The organism is Pseudonocardia sp. GCM10023141 (assembly GCF_042653605.1).
This window is the reverse complement of the sequence record NZ_JBHSIR010000087.1, coordinates 107099-130763: the sequence shown is the minus strand read 5'-3', so window position 1 is coordinate 130763 and position 23665 is coordinate 107099. Positions and strand designations below refer to the sequence as shown.

The window sequence follows — 23665 nt, the reverse complement described above, 5'->3', positions numbered from 1 at the left end:
CCACGTTCGACAACCCAGTCGCAGCCCCCGGTCGACACCGTTGCCGTCGAACGGACGGAGGTGACGATGAGGATCGAGCGACAGGGCCCGAGAGGGAGAACCACTCGGCGGAACGGCCCGCTGGTCGCCGGGGTGGCTGGTGGGGTCGGTACGACAACGGTGGCCACGGCGATCGGCGGGTGCGATTCCGGGGTGTTCGTCGGTCGAAGCGTGGACGTCCTGGTCTGTCGGGCGACGGGCGACTCCCTGGTTCGAGCAGGACAGGCGGCGCAGGTGGTGGTCCGGATCTCAGGGCGGTCACCCGTCATCGCCGTGACTGCCGTCGACGTATCGGGCCTGGGCCGATCCATTTCTGCTCGACTTCGGCTTCTCGAAGCGAATGCCGCCGCGATCGTCGTGCTGCCGTTCGTACGGCGATGGCGCGACCTCGCTGCGCCCCTGGACGAGGTCTGCGGCCTGCTCTCCGTACCCCGCAATGACATTCCGCGGGTGCTGCGCCACTACGCCGACGCCGCCCAACTCCTTCGCTCGGAGCTTGCGAGTTCCGTCACGACTCCAGCCCGCCCATCCCGGCCGGTTCCGGCCATCACATCAGCACGCTACGAGAGGACGCAACGATGACGTCTCCGCACCAGGTGCCGAATCCGGCCGCAGAAGCACCCCCGGGATTTGCCGATCTCGCGGGCGAGCTGCTCGGTTGGCTCAAATGGGGGGTGCTCGTCGCCGGGGTTCTCGGCATCCTGATCTGCGCCCTGATGCTGATCATCGGTCGACGCAACCGGTCGGCCACCGCCTATGAGGGACTGGTCGGGTCGGCCTGGGTCATCGGTGGTCTCGCGCTCGCCTCCGTCGCGGCGCTGCTCGTCGGGGCGTTCCAGATATGAGCGGCCGCGCGCTCCGCGCCATGTGCGCCGTCGTGATCACAGTCGCGACCGTGGGATGTGCGGTTGACCCCTCCGCAACCGAACCCGACGACCTGATCGTGCTCGTCGACGTGCCTGGCGGCGTCGCGGCGGCATCCACCAGCCACGGCCCCTTCCGTGAAGAGATGGGGCTCGCGTTCGGATTCAGCCACGACCCCATCGGGGCGGCGATCGCGGCAACGCACCTCAGCCCGCGCCTGTCGACTGCCGCAGGTCCGGACGTCGCGACCGCGACGCTGATCCAGCAATGCTGGGGTGACGTCGCCGCTGCACGCGCACGTCTTCTGGCCGCTCCACCCCTGTCGGACCAGCCACCGACTGGTGATCAGGTGCCCGACGCGCTGTTCTTCCGCGTCATCGCGGGCGATCCCACCGGGGAGCATGTCGTCGTCTCGTTGTTGGCAGACACCGCAAGGGCCCGCGCGCGACGCGGCTTCGCGCGAGTCGACGCCACCTTGCGCTGGTCGGACGGTGACTGGCGCCTCCGCGTGCCCACACAGAGCGCGGCGCTCCACCCCGACCTCGACGGTTACACGATGCTGGGGTCACGATCATGAGCTTCCTGGCGCAGGGATGCGCACTCGATCTCGGGTGCCACACCGGAGAGGCGATCGGCTCAGCCTTCGAACAGATTGCTGTCGACGTGGGCCGCGGTGCGGCTGAACTCGTTGTGTCGTGGGCTGCCTGGTGGGCCGAGACCGACAGCGTCAATCCGACTGACAACGCGGTGCTCGCCGCGCAACGCGCTACCCGACCTGTGATCGGCGTCGTCCTGTTCGGCGCCATTCTCGTCCAGGCCATTCGCCTCATGCTCTCGCGCAAGGGCGAGCCGCTGGTGTTGGTCGCCACCGGGCTGATCCGATTCGCCGCGGTGTCGGCGCTGGGCGTGACGACCCTCCACATCGCGCTGCAGGCAGGAGACGCGCTCGCCGCCGACCTGCTGGATGGCGCGGTGGGCAACTTCGCCCAGCTGATGCAGGACCTGCTCGCCAACGGGGAGGGGGACGCCGTCTTCCTGATCCTTTTGCTGTCCGTACTCGCCGCGGTCCTGTCGCTCGTTCAGTGGGTGCTCATGGCGATGCGGCAGGCGGGCCTGCTGGTGCTGGCCGCGATGCTTCCACTGGCCGCGTCGGGTTCGTTGACCCGATCGACTCGCGGCTGGCTGGACAAGCTGCTGGCCTGGCTGATCGCCATGGTCGTCTACAAGCCGGCCGCCGCGTTCATCTACTACATCGGGTTCTCCTACCTCTCCTCACCGAGCGCCGCTCAAGGCGGCTACGTCTCCACGATGCTGACCGGGATCATGGTGCTTCTGCTCGCGGTGATCGCCATGCCCGTGTTGCTCAAGTTCTTCGCCTGGTCGGGCACGCAAGTCGGGGGCGGCGGGGGCGGCGGCTCGGGGTTCCTGGGCGCTGTGGGTGCCGTGGCCATGTCGCGCGACAACAGCCGTTCGGCCGTTGATCGGGCAGCGGCGATGGAAGCCCACGGCCCGGGATCGCAGGCGACGATGGGCCGCGTCCCCATGCCCACGGCCTCGATGCCTGCTGGGGCGGCATCGACGGCCGGCGGCGCGGCCAGTGCGGGCGCGGGCAGCGCCGGGGGAGCTGCCGCTGGCGCGTCCGCGGCGGCCCCGCCAGTCGCCGCTGCCGTCGCGGCGGCAGCTGTCGGCTCAGCCGCTGTCCGGTCGGTCGGCCGCGGGATGACCGGAAACGGCGGTGACACACCGTGACGCCGGAGCAGGGTCAACCTCCCGGCCCCCGGCTGTATGGAAACTGGCGGGCCGAGCGCGGGTGGGGTGTCGGTTCACTGTCCACGACGACGACGCTCGTGTTGTTCGCGGCCGTGCTCGCACCGCTGCTCGCGGTCTCGGCGTTCCCCGCTGCGGCCCTGCCGCTGTTCAGCGCGTCTCTTGTTGTGATCGGCAGCATCGTCGTCCGGATCGGTGGGGTCAGCTTGACCGACGTGGTGACACGGCGGCTGCGCTTCCATCGTGCCCGCGCCGCCGGGTGGACCGAGCTGTCCGGCGGCGTTCTCACCGAGCATCCGCGCGGTGCGGACCTGCCGGGAGTGCTGGCCCCGTTGCGGCCGGTGGACCTCGACGACGGCCGCGGCGGTTGTCACGCGCTTCTGTGGCATCGCCGCACTGGAACCCTGACGACCGTCCTGCGCTGCTCACCGGTCGGGCTCGACCTGGCCGATCCCGACCGGGCCGACGCATGGGTCGCCTCGTGGGGCACCCTCCTCGCCGACCTCGGATACCTGCCGCTCGTCCGGCATCTCGCCGTCACCGTCGACACCGCGCCGACCGGCGGCACGACCGTGCACGACCACATCGCCTCGGCGCTCGACCCCGCCGCGCCAGAGCTGTCGAGACGGATCATGGCTGAGCTGGCGGAACTCACGCCCGCAACGTCAGCAGAGGCGACTACTCGCGTCGCCATCTGTCTCGACCCGGCACGAGCGACCCCGCGACCGACCGATCTGTTCGCGTCGGCCGTGGAGGTCGGTCGTCGGCTACCGGCCATCGAGAACCAACTCGCCGCCTGCGGTGTCGCTGTCCTCGGCCGGGCCAGCACGCCATGGCTGATCGGCCAGATCCGCGCCGCCTTCGACCCGCACCACCGCCCGGATGTGGCTCGCGGGAAGGATCTCGACACGCTGAGCTGGCAGGACGCCGGGCCGGTCGGTGCCCGCGAACAGTGGGATTCCTACCGTCACGAGGGCGCCGTCTCAGTGACGTGGGCGCTGCGCGAGGCACCCCGCCAGGCGGTCGGCGCCTCCGTGCTCGCCCCGCTGCTGGCGCCCGGCCCATTCCCACGCCGGACGACCTGGCTGTACAAGCCCTACCCCGCCGACCAGGCCGCCGCGAAGGTCGAGAACGAGGTCACCTCGGGTCAGGTCCGCCGAGCCTGGGCCGAGCGAACCCGGCGCGACGAGACGCAACGGGAACGCGATGACCGTGTCCGCGCGCTCCAGTCCGCCCGCGAAGAAGCCCAAGGCGCGGGCGTCGGCCGATTCACCGCCTACGTGACCACCACGGTCCTGCACGACAACGACCTTCCCGCCGCGATCGCCGACGTCGAACAACGTGCCGGCCAAGCCAAGCTCCGGCTCCGCCGGCTACGCGGCTCGCAGGCCGCCGCCTTCGCCGCCGGGCTCGGAATCGGCATCGACCCGACCGACTTGCTCAGCCACCGCCGCAACCGCTGACAGGAGCCAACCGTGACCAACGCCCACTTCCCGACGCACGACGACGTCCCCCGCATGTGGGGTTGGCCCGAACGGGCCGGCGGCCGAGCCGGGCACGTCGAGGCAGGCAGCCAGTTCGCCGGAACCACCAGCCAGGTGTGCGGCCTGTTTCCCTTCGCGACGGCCTCGGGCTCGGATGTCCGCGGCGTCCCCGTGGGCCGTCACCTGTACACGGCCGAACCGGTCGGCCTCGACCCGGCGCATTGGCTCCGCACGGGCCTGGTCTCCAACACCGGGGTGTGGGTACAGGGCCAGCCCGGAATCGGAAAGTCCTCGATCACCAAACGGATGCTCGCCGGGCTGGTCGCGTTCGGCATGCGTGCCGTCGTGCCCGGCGATCTCAAGGGCGAGTACACCCCGTTGGTCACCGCGCTGGGCGGCGCGGTGTGGCGCATCGGACGCGGCCTGCAGGCACTCAACCCGCTCGACGCCGGTCCGTTGCGTCAGGCCATCGCCGATGCGCCAGCCACGGAACGGACCCGGCTCGTCGAAACTCTCCGGTCACGGCGGCTCTCACTGCTCGAAGCGCTGGTCACCATCGTGCGCCACGACGAGCCCGACGTGACCGAACGCCGCCTCCTCGGCGCGGCACTCGATCTCGTCGTCGCGTCGACGGACGGCGCCCCAGGTGGACGGGAGCCGCTCATCCCCGACGTGCTGGCGATCCTTCTCTCCGGCGCAGCCCCGCTGCTGTCCATCGCGGCAACCGACGACGACCCCAGCTATCGACGCTCAACGCGGGCACTGGTGAATTCGCTCGGGCTCTTGTGTGAGGGAGCGATTCGCGGAATCTTCGACCGCCCCAGCAGCGCCAGGTTCGACCCCGACACCCCGGCGCTGTCCCTCGACATCAGCGCACTTGACGACGATGACGACGACGTCGTCGCAGCGGCAATGCTGTGCTCATGGGCCTGGTCAGCGGCACTGGCCGACGCCGTGGCGCACGGCGAACGACGCCGCAACATCGTCCAGGTCCAGGACGAGCTGTGGCGGGCGCTGCGAGTCGCACCCGGGCTGGTCGAGCGATCCGACCGCATCACCCGACTCGGACGCCACCGCGGCGTCGTCTCCTTCCAGGTCACGCACTCCCTGGACGACCTCGACGCTCTCCCAACTGAGGCCGACCGCGCGAAGGCCCGCGGCCTCGCGTCCCGCAACGGGGTCCTCCTACTCGGCGGGATGGCCGAGTCCGAGCTGGACGGACTGCGCCGGATCGTCTCGCTCAGTGACAGCGAAGCGGCGCTGATCACGTCCTGGGCGGCGCCACCGACGTGGCATGCCGGCCGGATGCACCCCGGTCGCGGCAAGTACCTGATCAAGTCAGGACAACGGATCGGTCTCCCCATCGCGCTCACCCTCACCCCGAGCGAGCGGGTCCTGCACGACACAGACCGCGCGTTCGCTCAAGAACCCGTTGCCGACTCCGCACAGCCCGTTGTCGGCACTCCCGACCGCCGACAACGGTCCGGTCGTCGACGGGGCTCGCGATGAACCCCGGCACGTTTCGAGAGGCGACGGCGCCGCTCCTGCTGATCGGTGTTATCGCCGGGTTCGCGATGCTCGTCGTGGACGCGTGGATCGCACTCGGTGTGGCCACCGCCATAGGTGTCGGGCACTGGACGACCCTCGTCGCCGAGCCTGCGCTGCTGGTCCGGCTCCTGGTCGACGGTCCGCAGACTCTCCTGCCCCCCAACGGCAGCGTTGTGACCTTCGGCGTCGTGATGGCGGCGATCGTGCTGGTTGAAACGGCCCTCGGTGTCGTCGTATGGATCGCTGTGGAACGACGACACCGATCCGACGACCCTGACAGATCGATGCTGAGGCCGCACGCTCTGGGAGATCTGACCGGAAAGGCGGCGCTTCGAAGGGCCCGCAATCTCCGTCCCGCTGCTGCGGATCTTGACGACGCTGGACGGGGGCTGCGTCTGCTCTCCATCGGAGGGCGGGATGTCGTCATGTCCTGGGAGGACGTTGCCCTGATCATCATGGGACCCCGGTCCAACAAGACCAGCGCGATCGCCGTCCCGAGCGTCCTCGCCGCCCCGGGCCTCGCCGTCGCGACTTCCAACAAGGCCGACCTGTGGGCCCTCACGTCAGGACTGCGCGCCAACGCTGGTCCCGTGTGGACCTTCGATCCACAGCGCATCTCCCACTCCGAGCAGACCTGGTGGTGGAACCCGCTGCGCAGCATCGCCGACGCCGACCCCGCTGAACGGGTTGAGGCCGCGGCTCGGCTGGCCGGGCACTTCGTCGGCACGATCGGTGGGGAGCGGCGCGACCCGTTCTTCCACGCTGCCGCCGAGCAGGTCCTCACGGCCACGCTGATGGCCGCCGCCCTGTCCGGCGGCACCATGCGGGAGGTCATCGCCTGGCTCCAACCCGGCCGCCGCGACGCGATCGCCGCACTCGACGCCGTCGGCGCCTTCACTGAGGCCGCCGATCTCGACGCCACCCTGACCGGCGCCGACGTCACAACCAAGGGCATCTACCAGACCGCGCGTACCGCCACGAAAGCCTTGACGTCGGAGCGCCTCATGCGATGGCTCACTCCGCCGGAGACCTGGCGTGAACCCCCCGCAACGACACCGCCCACCGAACTCGATCTGTGGGATCTCCTCGCGGCTGGTCGAGACGGCCCCGCCACTGTGCACCTGCTCTCCAAGGAAGGGGCGGGAACGGCAGCGCCCATCGTCACGGCGCTCGTCGACCGCATCCTGGAGATCTCCGAACTCCTCGCCCAAGCCTCCGGTGGGCGACTCGAACCTCCGGTCGTCGCCGTCCTCGACGAAGCGGCGAACATCTGCCCGATCCGCGCGCTGCCCCAGCTCTACAGCCACTACGGCTCACGCGGCATCCAGGTGCTCACCATCCTGCAGAGCTACCAGCAAGGCGTTGGCGTCTGGGGCGAGCAAGGCATGCAGGCCCTCTGGTCCGCGGCGACGATGAAGTTGGTCGGTGCCGGTGTCGATGACCACGCGTTCCTGAACAAGCTGTCCGGGCTTATCGGCGACCACTACGTCGAGCGGGTTTCCACCAGCGTCGACCGCAGTCGTGTCTCTCGTCAGTACGCACAGGCTCGCGAACCGATCCTGCCGGCGTCCGCCTTGCGTGCGATCACTCGTGACCAGGCCGTCCTGCTCACCAGCGGTCGCCGGGCCGGTCTGGGCCGTCTTCATCCCTGGTATCGCGAGCGCGATCAGACCGACGTCAACACCTACGCCGAGACCGCCCTGGCGGAGCTTCGCCGCGCCGCGGTCGCCGCCCTCGGACCCGACAACCCGATCAACCGCACCTCGCCGACCACTCAAGGAACACGATCATGACGACTCCAGAGCCCCCGGACCGCCTCGTCGCTGAGCTGTACGCCCGAGTCCAGGCTCTCGAAGCGTGGCGTACCCACCAGAGTGATCTGCTCGACGAGCTGATCAACGGAGTCCCACAATCCGACGACGAGCGTCCTGACCAGGCCGCGCACAGCGACGGAGGACTCGACGACCTCGACGTCGGCGCTCTGGTCGATTGGGTTGATCGAACGGTCACCTCGATGATCGCCCGACCGCTCCGCGGCGAGCTGACCTGGTGCCCCATCTGGTGGGAGCACCCCGAGGCGGTGTTCCGATTCGAAGCTCTTCGCAGCGCCTGGGGCGAACTCGCCCCCGAACCTGGCGCGGCGATGTCGATCTGGATCCGCGACCACCTCGATCCCTGTCTACGGGAGTTGCTCAGCCCGATCGGCCCCTTTGCGGACTGCGCGCACAACGAGCGGTACCGCAGCATCACCGCGCACACCCCGGTACCGATGCTCCCGGTCCGTTCCCGAGAGTGAGAACGCCCCGACATGCGTGCACTGCTCCTGGGGGCAGGAAGCCTCGGTGCGGTCCTACTGATTCCGCTGCTGCTCATCGCGACATTCCTCGGAAGCCTGCCGGCGGCTCCGCCGACCGGAGCCGACCATGCGTCCCTGGCGAACTTGGCCCAGCCGACGCCTTACCGCGGTGGCGGTGCGGGGTGCACAGAGCGCGATCCCACCGGCGGACGGTGCCTGACCCCGATCACCCGGCATGCCTACGACGAGATAGTCCGGACGTTCGGACCCCCGGCGCCAGGCTCTCCCATTCTTTCCGCCAACTGCTGGGGCCAGCGCGCGGGGAACAGTGAACACCCCCTTGGGCGGGCGTGCGATTACTTCCCAGCACGATTCGGACAGTTTCCGCAGGGTCAGGACCTCGCGAACGGCTGGCGCCTGGCCGGTTGGCTACGCGCCAACGCCGAGCCGCTCCGTGTCAAATACATCATCTGGCAGGGAAGGTTCTGGGCGCCCGAAGTCGTCGATACCGAAGGCTGGGGCCGCCGCTATACCGGCGGAGGACTTCATGACCCGAGAGACGTGACCGGAGGCCATTTCGACCACGTCCACGTCAGCTATCGCGAGTAGGACGAATCAACACGAAGGGAAGAAGCTGATGGATCGGAGCGACCAGAAGCTCGAGGTGATCCGCAAGTTGCTAGCAAAGGCCGAACGAGCAGCCACGACCAACGAAGCGGACGCCTACAACGCCAAGGCCTCGGAGCTGATGGCGAAACATGGCGTCGACGCTGCGATGCTCGCAGCAGCAAGCGGTGACACCCGCGACACCATCGGCAGCCTGCGCATGAAGATGACTGATCCCTACTCCGTCGAGAAGGCGCAACTCGCCAACGCCGTCACACAAGCCATGGGCTGTCGCCTCGTGCAGCATCCCGGTTACGGCCGAGGACAGATCTCCGCGGTCACCGTGATCGGCTTCGAGTCCGATCTCCGTAGAATCGAGGTCACCTACACTTCGCTGATGCTCCAGGCGACGAAGTCGGTGGTTCATCAGCGTCCGCCGGAATGGTCACGAGAGTCGACGACCGCCTTCCGCCGCACCTACCTCGCCGGATTTTCATCGGAGGTCTACCGCCGCCTCCTCGCCGCTGAACGGGGCGCAGTCGAGCGCCACGACGCCGCCGCGACTCGAGAGGGCCCGTCGGCCGCACTCGTTCTCGCCGACCGACGCTCGCTCGTACAAGCTGCTTTCGACGAACAGTACGGCGACCTGAAGCCCGGCCGGAAACGCACGCTCTCCGGCAGCGGATACCAAGCCGGCAGGGAGGCAGGCAGACGCGCCGACGTCGGTCAGGCGAGGGTCACCGGCAACCGTCGAGCGCTGGAGCGCGGGTAGCCACCCCTCGTGCCCTCCAGGTCTCCCGGAACTCGTCGGCACGCCGCCCTTTGGACGCGCAGACTGGCACTCGTGTCGTGGATCCGGTACGTCGTCGCAGCGCTGCTCGTTGTACTGCTCGCAGGTGCGGGCGCGTGGATGCTGCCGCCGCCGCCCGCCGACCTGGCCCAACTGACAGGATGCGGTTGGGTTCAGACCGAGCAGGTCACCGCGGGCAGCCGCACCGTGGTCGAGGTCCGAGTGACACGCTGCTCCGGAGCCGGAACCCTCAGGGCGCCGTCGGCGGCGACGAGCGAGCACGTCGCCGGGATGACCTGGCAGGCGCTGCGCCGCCCGGTCGACGCGGTTCACGTGCGACTTCTGGACGGCCTTCCCGGGACGCCGGGGCCTGTGGTCTACGACGGCGGCGCGCTGTCTCGACTGTACGACCTCGGTTCAGCTCCCCGTCCTGCGCAAGCTGCCGGGAACGCGCTGTGGTTCTTGCTACCTGCCAGCTACCTGTCGGTCTTCGTCCTCATGTGCCTTCTCGCCACGAGAATCCGACGCGCTGGTGCGGTCCTGTTGTTCTTCAAGACGTCCCGGTAGCCGAGGGCGGAGCTGCGGCTGGCCGAGGACGGCGAGGACGGCGAGGACGTCAACCGCCAACTGGTCCGCGTCGTCGACGACGCCCGTGGGTTCAACCTGACAGCGCCTCGCCTACCTCCGCCGCCACCGCTCGGGCTGCCTGGGACATGTCGTCAGAACCGGTGATGGCTCGACCGACAACTAGGATGTCCGCGCCGCTCTTGATGGCTTCCGCGGGTGTCGCAACGCGGACTTGATCATGGACCGGCACGCCCGCAGGGCGGATGCCGGGAACAACAGTCGTGATTGACCGGGATATAGCCCTGATAACCCTCAGGTCAGATGATGCGCAGACGATTCCGCCACAACCAGCCGAGACGGCTGCGTCCAGGCGCTCCGTCAAGAGGTTGGCCGAGGCCGCGGGATCGCTCGTCAGGACAGTGATGGCGAGAGCCGTCGGTGACGGCAGTCCGGCTCCTTCCGCCCCTTCAGCCAGCCCTTGAACCGCCGCCTCCAGCATTTTCTTTCCGCCCGACGCGTGAACTGTCAAGAATCGAACCCCGAGGGAGCCCAGTACTCGACTTGCTCCGTAGACAGTGTTCGGAATGTCATGGAGCTTGACGTCGAGGAACACGTCCATTCCGGCGTCCTGAACCATGCGGACGGCGGCATGTCCGGAAGCGCTGAATAGCTGCAGTCCCACCTTGGCTATGCCAACAAAGGGCTTCACGGCCGTTATGATCTTTGCCGCCTCGTCAAGGTCGCCCGTATCAAGTGCGACGGCGATTCGGCCTCTAACATCGTTTTCTGTACTCACTGTTCCTGTCCCTCGCTGATTGGCGCTTCGTATGTGTCGAAGGTGACGACATTGTCACGTGCTGGACGGATGTTGATGACGGCCTCAAGGGCCTCACCTTCGGCACCGTACGTTCCGTGTGCGTGCTCGATGACGATGCCGTCGGCATCTAGCCTGAACGTGCCTTGCTCCACTTGGCTTGCATGACGCGCTCGCAGCTCGTTCGTAGTTCGCGTCACCACGAATCCAGCTTCCTCCAGGAAGGAAACGACGCGAATGTTCTCCTCGCGTTCGAGCTTCGGCGAAGCATCGATGACCGAAGCCGGGAAGTACATCGAGGTATCTTCTGTTGCAATATCGTTCACGTACGTCCGGCTGCGCCGATGAAAGACGCTCTCCTCCGGGTTCACATCGAGAAGTCGGGCAACGATTTCCGGCGGTCGTTCCCACTGGCGGTGAACGGTCTCCTTTCGAAGGTTTCCCACTACATCGCTGTCAAAGATCAGGCCATGAGCCGCTCTCGCGCGCGCATACCGACCAGTCATCGGCCATCGCGTAGCACGAAGATTTCGCGGGACCGGTATCGCTCTCATGCCAGGACGCGCTATCAGCATTCCTTCGGCGACCAGTTGCTGGACTGCCCGTCCAGCAGTTTTCAGGTTGACGTCGAAGCGTTCGGCCAGTGCGGTGCTGCTCGGTAACTGCTCATCGTCATACCTGCCCGCCAACAGTTCGGTCTTGAGCGCCTCGGCTATCGAGACGTACTCGGGCTTCTTAGGCACGCGTCGCAGCCTACTGCACACCAAAGGGGGTTGTCCGTGTGCGGTTGACCACCTGGTGGACAGGTACCAGGTGGTGCGGTACGTTTGCGCTGCACATCAGTGCAGGTCTGTTGGACGGGAGCGCTTGCGTGAGATCGACATCACCCATCGCGGCACCAACCCCGGCCGTTCACGGCCTGGCCCCGCCCACCAGCTGCCGGTCGGTGCGAATGACGGCCCGCTTCGCACCGACCGGCTCCCACACGGGAGATCCCGCCGCCATGCAGCCCGCCACCCCCGCTCCGACGCACGACACGACCGCCCACACCGAGGTCGTCGACATCGCCATCGGCCGGGCGCACCCGGCGCGGATGCAGGACTTTCTTCTCTGCGGGAAGAACCACTACCGCGCCGACCGAGCCGCCGCCGAGGCGATGACCGAACAGCTCCCCGCCCTGCGCCGGATGGTGCGGGCGAACCGCACGTTCATCGGTGCCACCGTGCGCCACCTTGTGATCGGGTGCGGTGTCAGACAGTTCCTCGACATCGGTTCCGGCTTCCCGACCGCCGCAGGGTCCGTCCACGACGTCGCGCAGGGGATCGACTCCCGGGCTCGGGTCGTCTACGTCGACAACGACCCGATCGTCGCCGCCCACGCCCGTGCCCTGCTCATCGGTGAGCCTGCGGGGAAGGCGGTGTTCGTCGAGGGTGACGCCCGCGACCCGAAGGTGTTGCTCGCCGACCCGGATGTGTTCGGAACCCTGGACCGGTCGGAACCGATCGCGGTCATGCTGACGTCGGTCCTGGCCCACTTCACCGACGAGCACGCACACGAGTTGGTGAGGACGGTGCTGGATGTGCTGCCCGCGGGGAGCTATCTGACGATCAGCCACCCCACAGCGGACTTCGACCCCACCGCCGTCACGGGGGCCGCGGTCGCTGCAGAGGAGGCCGGGCTCAGTTACCGGCCCCGTTCCCGGGTGGAGGTGGCTGAGTTCTTCACTGGCCTGGACCTGGTCGCGCCCGGAGTGGTGCCGATGCTGGCCTGGCGGCCGCCCCCGCACGCACCAGCTGACGTGCGCAGCGTCCATTACTGGGTCGGGATGGGGTGCACATCGTGAACCACAGCGACAAGGTCGCTCCCTTCCATGTGCAGAGTCGGCTCGTCGAGCACCGCGGGCGGGTGGTGGTGCGCGACGAGACCCGCCACGCCGACGCTCACAGCCGTGACGAGGCGGGCCGTATCGCGCAGGTGCTGGGCGGTGAGGGGTTCACCGTGTGGATCTGGGCATTGGACACCCGTTCCGTTCCTGCGGGTTGGACGCTTCTCGACCGCATCGACCCACCCCGGGAGGCTCTGAATCGGCGGGCTATCGATCTGCGGCGGGCGCGAGCTGATCGACAGCGCGTGGTCGGGCGGGCTGAGGCGGTGACGGCGTGATCGCCGACGCGCTGACCCGTTTCCGGGATGCTGCGATCACTCGGCTGATCACCGGCGGTGTCCTCACCGACCCCGCATGGCGTGAGGGCATGCGGGACCTGCCCCGCGACGAGTTCGTAACCGACTTCTACATGCCCACTCACACCGCGGACGGCTCGCCAGACTGGCTACGCGTCGGCCCCGCCACCGCGCCACCGCCGTCGGGTGGCCGCGTAATCAGCGGTCCCGACTGGCTGCGATCAGTGCATGGTGACGACTCGCTGGTGGTCGCCCTGTCCGGTCTCGACACCTCCGGCCGCCAGCAACCGGTATCACTGGCCCCACCACCGGCGGCGATCATCTCCATGCTGCAGATCCTCGCCCCACGACCCGGGCATCGTGTGCTGGAACTGGGCACCGGGGTCGGGTGGACCACGGCGTTGCTGGCCCACAGAGTCGGCGAGCACAGCGTGACGAGCGTCGAGATCGACCCCGAACTGCACGACCACGCCGCCGCCCGCCTGCGCGCGGCCGGGCAGCAGCCCGGGTTGGTGCTGGGTGGCTCGGCCGAGCACGCCGACCCACGACGCTACGACCGGGTGTTGGTGTCCCACCACGTCGATCACGTCCCACCAGCCTGGGTCACCCTCGTACGCCCGGGAGGACACCTGCTTCTCGGGCTGCGCGGCAGCCTCGGCGCCGGACGACACGCCCTGCTGCACCGCAACTTCAACCCCGCCACCGGCACCGCAGAACTGACCGGGACGTTCCTGGACTGGACCACCCCGTTGCCTGCTTATCGCCGCCCGGCACGGTTCCGGCCACCGCGGCGCCCGTTGGACCCGCTCCCCGGACCTGTCCGGGTGGCCAGCACCGCGCTCCTGGTCGACCAGCTCACCGCGAACACCCCGTTGGCGCTGCTATGCCAGGTCCACCTCCCACCGGGCACCACCCACGCCGTCCGTGCCGACGCCACCGGCGGGCACTCCTCCTACTTGGCCAGCCTGGACGGCTCGTGGGCGGAGATCGACTACACGATCAACCGTGGCGGCCGCCACGGCGTGCGATGGGCCGGGGTCACCAATCTCCCGCGGCTGATCGACATCGCGGTGGAAGTTCACCACGACCTCGGCGCCCCGCGCTGGGCAGACCTCGGACTGACCGCCGGCGCCCACGGCACCCGGCTGTGGCACCGACCGTCCGGCACGTCATGGCCACTGCCCGCGGCAACACACAACTCGGCGCCATGATCAACAAACCGCATGGTGGCCACCCCGGCCTCAAGGCCCAGCAACCGCCTCCAGAGGGGACCGACGGCGTCGTGGCTGACCATCCGCTCACCGTGTTCATCGCAGAACGCTTCGGTATGGCCGAGCGGATCCTTCGAAGTCATGTGGACGACGGCAGCGGCCACTGTGCAGGCTGCCGGTGGGAGCAAGCCGCCCAGCCAGTGCACCCATGCCTATTGACGTTCCACGCCTCGAAGGCCCAACAGCGGGGTGGAGCGCCGTCGTGAACCCACTCATCGACAAGGTGCCCTGGCCCCACTACACGGCGCCCCGTGGCGCCAGAAGCTGGTGACCATGCTCGATCTTCCTTGGGAGGCCGCTGAGCGGCATCGAGTGATCACGAGCTACTTGACGACGTGCCGGGTCGCCGCCCTGTGCCGCGCTGGTGACCGCGTCGTGGAACTGGGCGAAGACGCGAGCGCTCTTCTGCCGCTCCTGCTCCGCCGAGCAATCCACCCGCACAGCCTCACGGTCCTGCACGATGTGTCGGGTCTGGGCGGTACCAACACGGGCGACGCCGACCTGCCATTCCCCGTCTCGCGACGAGTCTGGGACGAATCGGGATTGTGGCCGGTCGCTGGCCCCTTCGACCTGGCTGTCGCAGCCACCAGCGGCCGGACGGCCGAATCGGTGTTGCGCGTCATCGAGAACGCAGCGGCACTCCTGACACTGGAAGGACGGCTCGCGCTGACCTCCCCGGCGACCATGGTTGACCTCCCGGACGTCCTGCACGCGGCCGGGTTCATCGTGGAGGACGTCCATGGCGTTGAGCTTCCGACCGGATCAGAGCAGGTCGAGCGCTTGTTGCTCGATCGATTCGGCGATGACTCGATAGCGCTCTTTCGGGCGATGGCACGCAACTGCGAGCCGGAGTTCGTGCAACCGGTCGTGGCTTCGAGCCTTGCCGACGGCGCATCAACAGTCCTGCGGATCTGTCGGCGGACCCGATGAGCGCGCCGTCAGTCTCCGTCCGTCGCCAACACGCGCGGCTGGCCCACCCTCAACACAGAAAAGCGACGCCAATGGAGTTCGTCGTCCAGGCCCGGTTGATAGAACGACGTGGCAACATCGTTGTCCGGGACGAAACCCGCCTGGATACCGTCGTGGCGCTCGACGACGTCAGTGTCGACGGTGCATGCGGCGTCGGTGCAAGCACCACGTTCGCGCGCTCGGTGATCGACTCTGGGCGGCGGGAGTGCCTCGGCATCTCACGTCCGAGCCCATCGTCAGCGACATCGGCACGTTGGCGCGTGCAGCCTGGGCGCTGGAAATGGTGATCAAGGTTCGCAGCGTCACGTACCGCAGCGGAGGGTGCAGTCGTGGCCCGCTCCAGACTGGAGGCTGACGGCCCCAACGACGCGTTACTGAAATGTCTGGAGCAACTCGGATGGTCGATGCGTGGCTTCGCCCACCGCGTGCACGAGCGCTGCCGGGCGGTGGGAGTGTCGAGCACGGTAAGTCCGAGCACTGTTTCACGCTGGTGCAGCAACAAGACGGTCCCGGGCGCCGAACTCGCCGGCCCCGCCTGCTACGTGCTCTCCTCCGGCCTGCGTCGGCACGTGACGCCGGAAAGCGTTGGCTGGCCGGCGGACACGGCGGGCATCGCGGCTGACTCGCTGGAGTACAGGGACCTCGCCCACGCTGTCCGCATGTTGTCGAAGCTCTGGGAGCTCGACTCCTTGCGGCGCCGCAGCGTCGTCAAGAACATCTTCTTCGCGGGGGTGTTCGGACCTGCCTCGCGCGAAGCGCTCGTCATGCCGCCCGACGAGCAGATCGCAGGATGCGGTCGGTACCAGGTCAGTACAGCTGATATCGATCTGCTGGATGAGCACACCACCCTCTACGGGAAGCTGGACGCACAGCACGGTGGGGGAAAGTTCCGTGGCGTCTTCGCGGCGTTCCTCGACACCCATGCCACCCCGCTGCTCAACGGGTTCTTCTCCGCGCGAGCGGGTCGGCGGCTCTACGGCTGCGTGGCGGATGCGGTGCTCGCGATGGCGAGCATGGCCTATGACGATCAGCTGCCGGGGCTCGCCCAGCGGTATGACCTGCAGGCGATGAGACTGGCCCAGGCGATCGGTGACCGTGCCCGCATCGCGCGCGTGCATATCCACCAGGCCCGGCTGGCCGCGGCCCAGGGCGACCGGAAGGACGTGCTCACCCATGCCCGCAGCGCCGTCCTCGCGTCCGAGGGGGCGCCAGCGCTCGTCAAGGCCTACGCCGCCGTCACCGAGGCGCGCGCATGGGCGTTCAACGGCCACCCGGATCAGACCCTTGACGCGGTGGCCCGGGCACGGGAGGGCTTCGCCCGCGCGGGGCCCGCGTCGAACCCGCAATGGCTCGCGTGGTTCGACCGGCCTGAGCTGGAGGCAGAGGCTGCGTGGGCTCTGGCCGTCGCCGGCCTGGCCGAGCCCGGGACGCGGGCATTGAAGGAAGCCCTGGGCATGCCGGGTGCTCGCGCGCGCGACAGCGTGGAACTGCTGATCACGGCCGCCGAACTCGCACGTCTTCGTGGGGACCTGTCCGAGCACACGGAGCTGGTCAAGCGCGCCACCGACCAAGTGCGGCAGCTGATGAGCAGGCGGCTGTCGGCGCGCATCGCCCGGCTCACCGCTGGCCAGCCGCTCGACGAGTTCTAGGCCTACTGCCCGCGCCTATCGGGCAGGCCGTGATCGACGGGATTCTCCGTGCCTATGGCAGGCGGGGCAGCGCGGCCTCGCGCATCGTCTTCGGCGTGGTCTGCTGTCAGGTCCGTAGAAGCGGGAGCGTGCTGCAACGCAGTGACCCGGGAACCTTGGTCACTTCCGAGTAGTCAATCGTGAGCACGTCGATGCCTCGCGCCACCAGTTCGCCGCAGATACGGTCGCTGCCTTCGGCCGCGACGACGGTCCCCGGTGCGATGGCCAGGACGTTGACCTGCACCGCCAGAGCTTCGTCATCGGTGACGTCGATCAAGTCGAAGTGCTTCTCGAACCACCGGATCTGGTCCGGGGGGAAGACCGACCGGTGGACGAGCGCGGTCTGTGGGGCGACGAGGTTGAAGTGGTCGTCGAGGTGGACGATGCCTGTGGTTGCGAACCGGATCAGGACGACCTCACGGTCGATGCCGAGGTGGCCCATGACGGTCTGCAGAGCCTCGGCTCCGGCCGTCGAGGTCTCCTCGCTCAGCCCGACCAGGACGGATCCGGCATGGAGCATGACGTCTCCCCCCTCGATGGTGCCAGCAGGGAGCTGGGCGACCTTCGGCATCCCGGCCATGAGGGCGTCGAGCGCGTCGGCCTCCGGCCGCCGGTGCTCGGAGTTCAACCGGGCCTTGAAGAAGACGTCGTCGATGACGAACCCGAGATCACGGGGGTAATGCTGGCTTGAGCACTCGGCGGCTTGGTCGAGGATGATCACATCAGCGCCTCGGCCGCGCAGCAGGTTGATCAGAGTGTCCTGCTGCGCGCGGACCTTGGTCGTGGAGTACGGCACCCAGGTGCTGGTGGTCATCTGCCGTGCAAGGACCGGGTGCACACCGGGTCCTTCGAGGTGGCGGGTGAAGTCGGCGGCATGGCGCATGACGACGCGCCGCAAGGTGCCGAACTCGCTGGTGGCGTGCGGACTGAGCACGTTCGACCTCCGAAGCGGTGCCTGGGCGGAAACGATCTGCTCACGCAGAGCCCGTCACAGTGGGTGGCGCGCTGCGGCGGTGCTGTCCACCAGGCCAGTGCCCGAATGGTGAGCGGGTCAGTTCTGGCTCGCCATTCGGGCACTGGCCGGCGTCAGCCGACGGTGCTGTGCCGGATGTCGAGTACCTGGGGCAGCCAGGAGACCGCGTTGTCCCGGAAGGACTGGTTGACCGGGATGAGATCGGCCGCGTCGTCCAGTGCGCTGAGAGTGATCGCGATCCAGGTGCCGCCGTCGTCCAGGGCGCACAACTGGCTGCCGCAGCCCGGGCAGAACCCGCGCTTGGTTTCGCCCACGAACGTGTAGTACCACGACGGCTCACCACTCTCGCCGGTCCAAGCGATCCCGTCCAGAGGGAACGACACCCATGACATCATCGGCCCGCCGCCGAGCTTCTGGCAGTGCGGGCAGCTGCACACGTGGGGGTAGTCGGGTTCGCCAGTGACGCTGAACCGGAGCTTCCCGCACAGGCAGCCGCCGGTGCGGACCTGCGTGTGGCGGGTGATGTCGTTCATCAAATGATCTCCTGGGCGCGAATGGCGAGTTGGGTCCACCAATATGTCATCGCCTCCATGATCTGCAGGAAGCCGTCGAGAGCCTGGGGGAGGTCGATGTGGAAGAGTTCATTCTCCTTGATGAACCGCGCCAGGCCCTCGATGTGGGCGGCCTCGACGCTCAGGCCCTCGACCGAGGCGGCGGCGTGGTCGTCGTCGAGGTGGAGCTGGTAGTAGTAGTCGAGGCTCTTGAGGTCGCGTCCGCTGGACTGGATCGTCAGCTCGCCGTAGCGGTCGGTGATCTCGCGTAGGAGCTCGGTCTCGGCGATGGCTACGGCCTCGGTGGCGTAGTAACTGCCAGCGATGGAGCTGGGCATGTGCGAGCCGACCATCACCTGGTGCAGCGTGATCAGCAGATGCGTTTCGGGGGCGGGAACGTGCCCGTTGACGAGCAGGCCAAGGTCGCTCAGCAGCGCGTTGGAGTACAACACGTAGTGCGCGGGCACCTTGCCGCGCTCGCCGCCCTCCTCCAGGTGGTTGCGGCGCAGCTCGTGGGCGAGTTCCGGGCAGAAGCCCTCGACCGTGGTGGCGGCCTGCTTGAGGAACTGCGCGTTGTATCGGGCGAAGACCGAGAGCTCCTCGATGTACATGCGGGCCTGGGCCTCGTTGAGCTCGCTCGGGGCGACCTGGTCGGCGATCTTGCCGTACACCCAGTCGATCATCGGCGTCAGGTGCTCGACGACAAGGTCCTCGCCCGAGGTGAAGTTGCCCAGCAGGGTGGCGTTGACGACGGTGCGGGCCTCGGGGAACGCCGTGAGGTACGCATGGACCAGCGAGGTTTCGGGGGTCATGACGAGCTGTCCTCCGGGTCGGTCGAGCGGGCTGTGACCTGGAGGCCGCCGGTCGCGCCGAGCGTGTGGACGGCGGCCAGGACCTGCTTGTCCTCGGGTAGGACGACGCCGGTGCCGGTGGTCAGCGCCGAGACCAGGTCCGGGCCGAGCGCGGTGATGTCAACGTCGACCTGGAAACCTCGCAGGAAGACATGCTCGCCGGCGATGCGCAACTGGTACGGCGCGAGGAGGGACACGGTGGCGCCGGGCGCCACCTGCCGGGGGTCGAATGCGGCAGCAGCTTCCGAGCGGGCCAGGTCGCCCTCTGTCAGCTCCCAGCCACCGTTGCTGAGCACGGACCCCCACCTGCGCGCAACGTGCTGCCCGACTGCGTCCTCGATCTGCTCGGCGGCGGCGGTGAGCGTTGAGCGGGCGAGGCGGGCCAGGCGCTGGGCCACCGGGGCGCTGCCCGCGGCTTCGGACGCCATCGGCGAGGGTTCGCTGAGCTCGTCGTCGGGACCGCGGTCTGCCAGAAGCGCGTCGATCAGCTCGGGGAGCACGGCCTCGCGCACGATGCCCGCGTCAGGGTAGGTGTAGAGCGGCACGGCCACCGAGACGGAGAACTCGTCCTGGGTGCCGACGTGGAAGACCCGACGGGGCAGGAACAGGGCGTCGCCCGGCTCCAGGACGAAGTGTTCGCCGTGCTCCAGCAGCCACTGGTAGTCGCCGTAGAGGGCATCCTTGCCGCCGGTGAGCTTCTCGTACTCGTCACCGGGCCATGTGTAGAAGTTTTTCGGATTGGGTCCGAGGTGGACCAGGAAAGCGTCTTCGTAGCCCTCGTGGACGCCGAACGCGGTTCCGGCGTAGTTCCCGGCGAACGCGACCTGCTCGGCGCCGCCGAGCGGGACACCCCAACCGTCGAAAAGGGAGGCGAGGAATGTGCCGAGGCCCGCGGCCAGCGGCGGGCTGACAGTTTCCAGGTTATTGATGACCAGGCTGAAACGCTCGGCGCCGGCCAGGGACTGCATCCATGGAACGAAGTCCCCCTCGGACCAAGCCGGCGCTCGCAGCACCTCGGGGAGGAGGTCGTCACGACGGTCCTCGCCGACGTAGACGCGGGCCTTCGCCTTGATCTCGGTCTCCGCGGCGTGCGCACGGCGGATGGCCGCGAAGCCGTTGAGGACGTCGGCGGGGCTTGCGGCGGTGGACGGGATGATGGCTTTGAACAGGTGAGGCGTGGTCCTGGTGCCGGTCTGTACGGGGAACTCATCGGTCCAGAAGTCTCGGCCCGGAGGCCAGGCGTAGGTCATGGGATCTCCTGACGATCAAGTGGTGGATGCGTTGCACAGCGGTCGGTGGCGGGTGGCTGGGGCGGTCGCGTCAGCCCAGGTAGTCGTCACAGCCGCCCGCACGGACTGTGTCCAACGTGAAGCAGTGGAATCCGCCGCCGAAGAGCCGGCGGTGGCGGTGGCGCACCGGCACGACGGTGAAGCCGCGCTTCTCCAGCAGGCTGATCAGTTCGGGGTAGTGGGCGTTGACGACGACCGTGGTCTCGTTGACCGACAGCACGTTGATGTCGATGTAGCGGCTGGCGATGGGGATGACGAAGCCGAAGTCGGTGTAGTCCGGGAAGTCGGACTCGTTGGTCGCCGGCGGGTAGATCACGTCCCACGACTGCATCGCCAGCGGCAGGTACGACAGGTACTTCGGTGAGCGCAGGAGCATCAGACCCGGCCGCAGCGGCACGACCACGCTGTCGATGTGATTGTCGGCAATGCCGTCGAGCCGGTGGAACCGCAGCTGCGGGAGGTTGACCGTGAGCCAGCGCAGTGCCAGCTCGTGGTTGCGGTTGGCTACGTTGACCAGTACGTCGCGGCCGAGGCGCATGCATTGGGCGCCGTCGAAGATCATTTCTAGGCCGAGCCCGTCGATGCCGAGGGCCGTCTCACCGTCGGTGGCGCAGGAGACGTCGATGCCCTGGCGGCGGAAGTAGGCGTCGTCCAAGGAGTCGCGGGTCAGGGCGGGGCGGGGCATGCTCAGCCAGTTCGACCCCGCCTCGAAGTAGGAGTAGAACAGCGGCTTGAGCAGATCGTTCTCGAAGACCCTGGCGCGCACGTGCGGCGCGGTCTCGACGATGGTGTTCCCGAGGATGATCGTCTGATCCCGGATGTTGAGGGGCGGAGTGGCCCGGGCGCTCCAGAACGGGGAGCTGATGTCGACATCCTTGCCCGGAGCTGCGGGCCGCAGGACGTTCACCCCGCACGCGGCAAGGGCGGTGACCAGGCCGGTGATGTCCTCGTTGAGCTCGTCGACCAGCTGGTCGGGGATCGGCAACAGATCCGACGCGGCGCTGTCACCACCGAGGGTGGGAGCCACGTTGTCGTGGAAGAACAGGCGCCACGAGGTGTCGACGTTGTGCGCGGTGTAGTACTCGGCACGACCGACGACTACCTCGTGGAGCTGCGTCCATTCGTCGAAGCTGTTCGCGGCGGCTACGGCGGCGGGGTGTGGGTTGGGCATGGCGTGGCGCCTCCTCGGCGGCGGTGGCCAGCATTTCTCCACGGGCATACCTCGCGCTTGCGCGGGCAACCCGGCGGTTCGGTGCCGACTGGTCGGTGGTCTGGGGCGCGGGGACTTGTCAGGCGGCCGCGTCGCTGACGCGCGGGGCGGAGGAACCGTTAGCGGCCGCGCTCAGGCGGGTGATGATGTCCTCGATCACGCACTGTTGGTCGGGCGTGGATCTCCGGCGGAAGAAGTAGCCGCTACACCAGGGCACTTCGTCCCAGCGCTCCACGTTCTGCGCGGCCATGGCGGCGGCCTCGGGCAGGCGTCGCCAGGGGATCTGCGGGCACCAGTGGTGAACCGGGTGGTACATGTCGTCGAGATGGCCGCCGAGCAGGTGACGGGTAAGCCGGTGGGAGGACCAGCCTCGGGTCTGCAGGAGCGGGTCCTTGTTCTCGATGAGTCCCGCGTGGTTGCCGAGATCGGTGATCCAGGTGACGACCGGCCTGACGAAGACCAGCGGCAGGAGCCAGTAGAGCAGGAATGACAGCACGGCGCCGAAAGGCCAGCACGCGGCGATCACGCCCATCCACAGTGCGGCGCGGGCGGCGAGCGCCCGCCAGGTCTCCTCCGGCGCCTTGGTGACCAGGGTGAAGGCGGCAGCCTTCGGCAGGCGCCACAGGGCACCTCGCACGATGACCCGCAAGACGAAGGAGCGACGGCTCGGCGTCGGCCCGGCCGCGCGGATGTTGCCGGCACGGTAGGACTGGAACATCGGGTCCTGGTCGGAGCCGAGCAGGGCGTGGTGTACGTAGTGGCTGCTGCGGTAGGGCAGGAACCCTTCCCCCAGGAGCGCGGTCAGGAGGTACCCGACGAGGCGGTTTCCCGCGCGGGTGGCCATCAGCTTGGAGTGCACGCACTCGTGAGCGAGGTTCGACAGGTGCCGCTGCCGGACTCCGATGTAGCAGACGGCGAGCAGGGGGCCGACGACGTGGCCGATGAGGTGCCCGATGACGGCCGCGGCGACGATCGAGACGAGGTCCTGGCAGATATCGACCATTCCGATTGTTGGCCGACCGCAAAACTGTTCGAGGTCAGTGACGAGCCTCGACCCGAGGGCTTTGCGGACGGGTCCCGAGGCGCCGGTCCCGCTGCGCGTCCTGCCTTGTGGTGCCGACTGCTGCACCGAGTGCGGGGCGGCGCTGCCCATCAGCTCCTCCATTCATAGCGATACTCGGGCTGAACATCACGAAGGCGCGAGTGCGGGCTGTCCCCCACTCCGGCGCGCCGGGCGACCGCAGGGCTTGGCCGGCACGGTCGTGCAGGACGCACCGGAGCAGGGACAGTGGTGACGCGGGTCTGCGTCAGGCGGCTACGGCGTGGTCTGGACGCATACCCAGTTTGAGACCGGCGTCGGGCCGCATGCCGGCCTTCAGAACGACAGCGTCCGGACGCATACCCAGTTTGAGACCGGCGTCGGGCCGCATCCCGGCCTTCAGCGCGACGGCGTCCGGACGCATGCCTAGCTTGAGACCGGCGTCCGAGTGATTCCCGTGCTCCAGAGCGGTCGCAGTCATGATGGGCTCTCCCTTCGGTCGCGGAGGTTCCGCGAGTCCATGGTGATCAAGCGATGGTGATGGTGGTGCCGGGCCGTGGCAGAGATCAGCTGCTCAGGCTCGTCTGGAAACGCCGCGGGGCAGGTGCGCACATCGCCGGGAGGTTCACGTCAGAAGCACGTGCCTTCTCCGCGAGGAGTGGTGGTGTGGCGCGGTCACGCCGGGCGCTTGAGCAGTGACGCTAGGCGGCCATGCATTGCACCCGCAACGCTCCGCGGCGTTGCGGCAGGTGCACGGATGTGTTGCACGACCGTTGCATGCAGAAGCCCCTGACCTGCTGGAACGCGCCGCATGGGGGCGTGCGGCGGCCGCCGGCGAGCCCGCTGAGCTTCGGGTGCCGACGGCGGG

Annotated in this window: 25 protein-coding genes; 16 read left to right on the top strand and 9 right to left on the bottom strand. The window is 68.2% G+C overall.

The window, feature by feature from the left end:
• The first annotated feature begins 159 nt into the window (after window positions 1–159).
• From ACFPFQ_RS47270 to ACFPFQ_RS47220, 11 genes are all read left to right on the top strand, one after another.
• A complete protein-coding gene (locus ACFPFQ_RS47270; RefSeq protein ID WP_379629871.1) occupies window positions 160–621 on the top strand; it encodes a hypothetical protein in 462 nt (153 codons plus the stop codon).
• The gene (locus ACFPFQ_RS47265; RefSeq protein WP_379629870.1) at window positions 618–884 is read left to right on the top strand and encodes a hypothetical protein; all 267 of its coding nucleotides are present in this window, start codon (window positions 618–620) and stop codon (window positions 882–884) included. The genes ACFPFQ_RS47270 and ACFPFQ_RS47265 overlap by 4 nt, the downstream gene beginning before the upstream one ends.
• The gene (locus ACFPFQ_RS47260; protein WP_379629869.1) at window positions 881–1480 is read left to right on the top strand and encodes a hypothetical protein; all 600 of its coding nucleotides are present in this window, start codon (window positions 881–883) and stop codon (window positions 1478–1480) included. The genes ACFPFQ_RS47265 and ACFPFQ_RS47260 overlap by 4 nt, the downstream gene beginning before the upstream one ends.
• Window positions 1477–2652, top strand: a complete 1176-nt coding sequence (locus tag ACFPFQ_RS47255) for a hypothetical protein (protein ID WP_379629868.1) — start codon at window positions 1477–1479, stop codon at window positions 2650–2652. Before ACFPFQ_RS47260 ends, ACFPFQ_RS47255 begins: the two co-directional genes overlap by 4 nt.
• Window positions 2649–4133 (top strand): SCO6880 family protein, encoded by a 1485-nt coding sequence (locus tag ACFPFQ_RS47250; protein WP_379629867.1) that lies wholly within the window; start codon window positions 2649–2651, stop codon window positions 4131–4133. The genes ACFPFQ_RS47255 and ACFPFQ_RS47250 overlap by 4 nt, the downstream gene beginning before the upstream one ends.
• 12 nt (window positions 4134–4145) lie before the next feature.
• Window positions 4146–5663: a hypothetical protein gene (locus ACFPFQ_RS47245; RefSeq protein WP_379629866.1), complete on the top strand. Its 1518-nt coding sequence runs from the start codon at window positions 4146–4148 to the stop codon at window positions 5661–5663.
• Window positions 5660–7495 (top strand): type IV secretory system conjugative DNA transfer family protein, encoded by a 1836-nt coding sequence (locus ACFPFQ_RS47240; RefSeq protein ID WP_379629865.1) that lies wholly within the window; start codon window positions 5660–5662, stop codon window positions 7493–7495. Before ACFPFQ_RS47245 ends, ACFPFQ_RS47240 begins: the two co-directional genes overlap by 4 nt.
• Window positions 7492–7998 (top strand): DUF4913 domain-containing protein, encoded by a 507-nt coding sequence (locus tag ACFPFQ_RS47235; protein WP_379629864.1) that lies wholly within the window; start codon window positions 7492–7494, stop codon window positions 7996–7998. The genes ACFPFQ_RS47240 and ACFPFQ_RS47235 overlap by 4 nt, the downstream gene beginning before the upstream one ends.
• Before the next feature lie 12 nt (window positions 7999–8010).
• Window positions 8011–8607 carry a hypothetical protein gene (locus ACFPFQ_RS47230; protein WP_379629863.1) on the top strand — a complete coding sequence of 199 codons (597 nt, stop codon included), beginning with the start codon at window positions 8011–8013 and terminating at the stop codon, window positions 8605–8607.
• 28 nt (window positions 8608–8635) lie between these two features.
• Complete coding sequence (locus ACFPFQ_RS47225) at window positions 8636–9376, top strand: DUF2786 domain-containing protein (RefSeq protein WP_379629862.1); 741 nt, start codon at window positions 8636–8638, stop codon at window positions 9374–9376.
• Window positions 9377–9448: 72 nt separating this feature from the next.
• A complete protein-coding gene (locus ACFPFQ_RS47220; protein WP_379629861.1) occupies window positions 9449–9961 on the top strand; it encodes a hypothetical protein in 513 nt (170 codons plus the stop codon).
• A 91-nt stretch (window positions 9962–10052) separates the two neighbouring features.
• Here the strand turns inward: ACFPFQ_RS47220 and pyrF are convergent, their stop codons facing one another.
• Window positions 10053–10757, bottom strand: a complete 705-nt coding sequence (gene pyrF / locus ACFPFQ_RS47215; RefSeq protein ID WP_379629860.1) for an orotidine-5'-phosphate decarboxylase — start codon at window positions 10755–10757, stop codon at window positions 10053–10055.
• Window positions 10754–11518 carry a UTRA domain-containing protein gene (locus ACFPFQ_RS47210; RefSeq protein WP_379629859.1) on the bottom strand — a complete coding sequence of 255 codons (765 nt, stop codon included), beginning with the start codon at window positions 11516–11518 and terminating at the stop codon, window positions 10754–10756. The genes pyrF and ACFPFQ_RS47210 overlap by 4 nt, the downstream gene beginning before the upstream one ends.
• A gap of 260 nt (window positions 11519–11778) precedes the next feature.
• On the opposite strand from ACFPFQ_RS47210, the gene ACFPFQ_RS47205 reads away from it, so the two are divergent.
• From ACFPFQ_RS47205 to ACFPFQ_RS47185, 5 genes are all read left to right on the top strand, one after another.
• Window positions 11779–12618 (top strand): SAM-dependent methyltransferase, encoded by an 840-nt coding sequence (locus ACFPFQ_RS47205; RefSeq protein ID WP_379629858.1) that lies wholly within the window; start codon window positions 11779–11781, stop codon window positions 12616–12618.
• The gene (locus ACFPFQ_RS47200) at window positions 12615–12938 is read left to right on the top strand and encodes a hypothetical protein (protein ID WP_379629857.1); all 324 of its coding nucleotides are present in this window, start codon (window positions 12615–12617) and stop codon (window positions 12936–12938) included. The genes ACFPFQ_RS47205 and ACFPFQ_RS47200 overlap by 4 nt, the downstream gene beginning before the upstream one ends.
• Window positions 12935–14167 carry a methyltransferase domain-containing protein gene (locus ACFPFQ_RS47195; RefSeq protein ID WP_379629856.1) on the top strand — a complete coding sequence of 411 codons (1233 nt, stop codon included), beginning with the start codon at window positions 12935–12937 and terminating at the stop codon, window positions 14165–14167. Before ACFPFQ_RS47200 ends, ACFPFQ_RS47195 begins: the two co-directional genes overlap by 4 nt.
• A 327-nt stretch (window positions 14168–14494) precedes the next feature.
• The gene (locus ACFPFQ_RS47190) at window positions 14495–15157 is read left to right on the top strand and encodes a hypothetical protein (RefSeq protein ID WP_379629855.1); all 663 of its coding nucleotides are present in this window, start codon (window positions 14495–14497) and stop codon (window positions 15155–15157) included.
• Window positions 15158–15525: 368 nt separating this feature from the next.
• The gene (locus ACFPFQ_RS47185) at window positions 15526–16845 is read left to right on the top strand and encodes a hypothetical protein (RefSeq protein WP_379629854.1); all 1320 of its coding nucleotides are present in this window, start codon (window positions 15526–15528) and stop codon (window positions 16843–16845) included.
• Window positions 16846–16951: 106 nt separating this feature from the next.
• On the opposite strand, the gene ACFPFQ_RS47180 is transcribed toward ACFPFQ_RS47185, so the two are convergent.
• From ACFPFQ_RS47180 to ACFPFQ_RS47150, 7 genes are all read right to left on the bottom strand, one after another.
• Window positions 16952–17698, bottom strand: a complete 747-nt coding sequence (locus ACFPFQ_RS47180; RefSeq protein WP_379629977.1) for a dimethylarginine dimethylaminohydrolase family protein — start codon at window positions 17696–17698, stop codon at window positions 16952–16954.
• A 272-nt stretch (window positions 17699–17970) separates the two neighbouring features.
• Complete coding sequence (locus ACFPFQ_RS47175; RefSeq protein WP_379629853.1) at window positions 17971–18390, bottom strand: GFA family protein; 420 nt, start codon at window positions 18388–18390, stop codon at window positions 17971–17973.
• A complete protein-coding gene (locus ACFPFQ_RS47170; RefSeq protein WP_379629852.1) occupies window positions 18390–19220 on the bottom strand; it encodes a DUF3865 domain-containing protein in 831 nt (276 codons plus the stop codon). The genes ACFPFQ_RS47175 and ACFPFQ_RS47170 overlap by 1 nt, the downstream gene beginning before the upstream one ends.
• Window positions 19217–20509, bottom strand: a complete 1293-nt coding sequence (locus ACFPFQ_RS47165) for a JmjC domain-containing protein (protein ID WP_379629851.1) — start codon at window positions 20507–20509, stop codon at window positions 19217–19219. Before ACFPFQ_RS47165 ends, ACFPFQ_RS47170 begins: the two co-directional genes overlap by 4 nt.
• A gap of 70 nt (window positions 20510–20579) precedes the next feature.
• Window positions 20580–21719: a glycine amidinotransferase gene (locus ACFPFQ_RS47160; protein WP_379629850.1), complete on the bottom strand. Its 1140-nt coding sequence runs from the start codon at window positions 21717–21719 to the stop codon at window positions 20580–20582.
• Between the two features lie 118 nt (window positions 21720–21837).
• On the bottom strand, window positions 21838–22923 hold the full coding sequence (locus ACFPFQ_RS47155; RefSeq protein WP_379629849.1) for a fatty acid desaturase family protein: 1086 nt from the start codon (window positions 22921–22923) through the stop codon (window positions 21838–21840).
• Between the two features lie 142 nt (window positions 22924–23065).
• Window positions 23066–23278 carry a hypothetical protein gene (locus ACFPFQ_RS47150; protein WP_379629848.1) on the bottom strand — a complete coding sequence of 71 codons (213 nt, stop codon included), beginning with the start codon at window positions 23276–23278 and terminating at the stop codon, window positions 23066–23068.
• Between the last annotated feature and the right edge of the window lie 387 nt (window positions 23279–23665).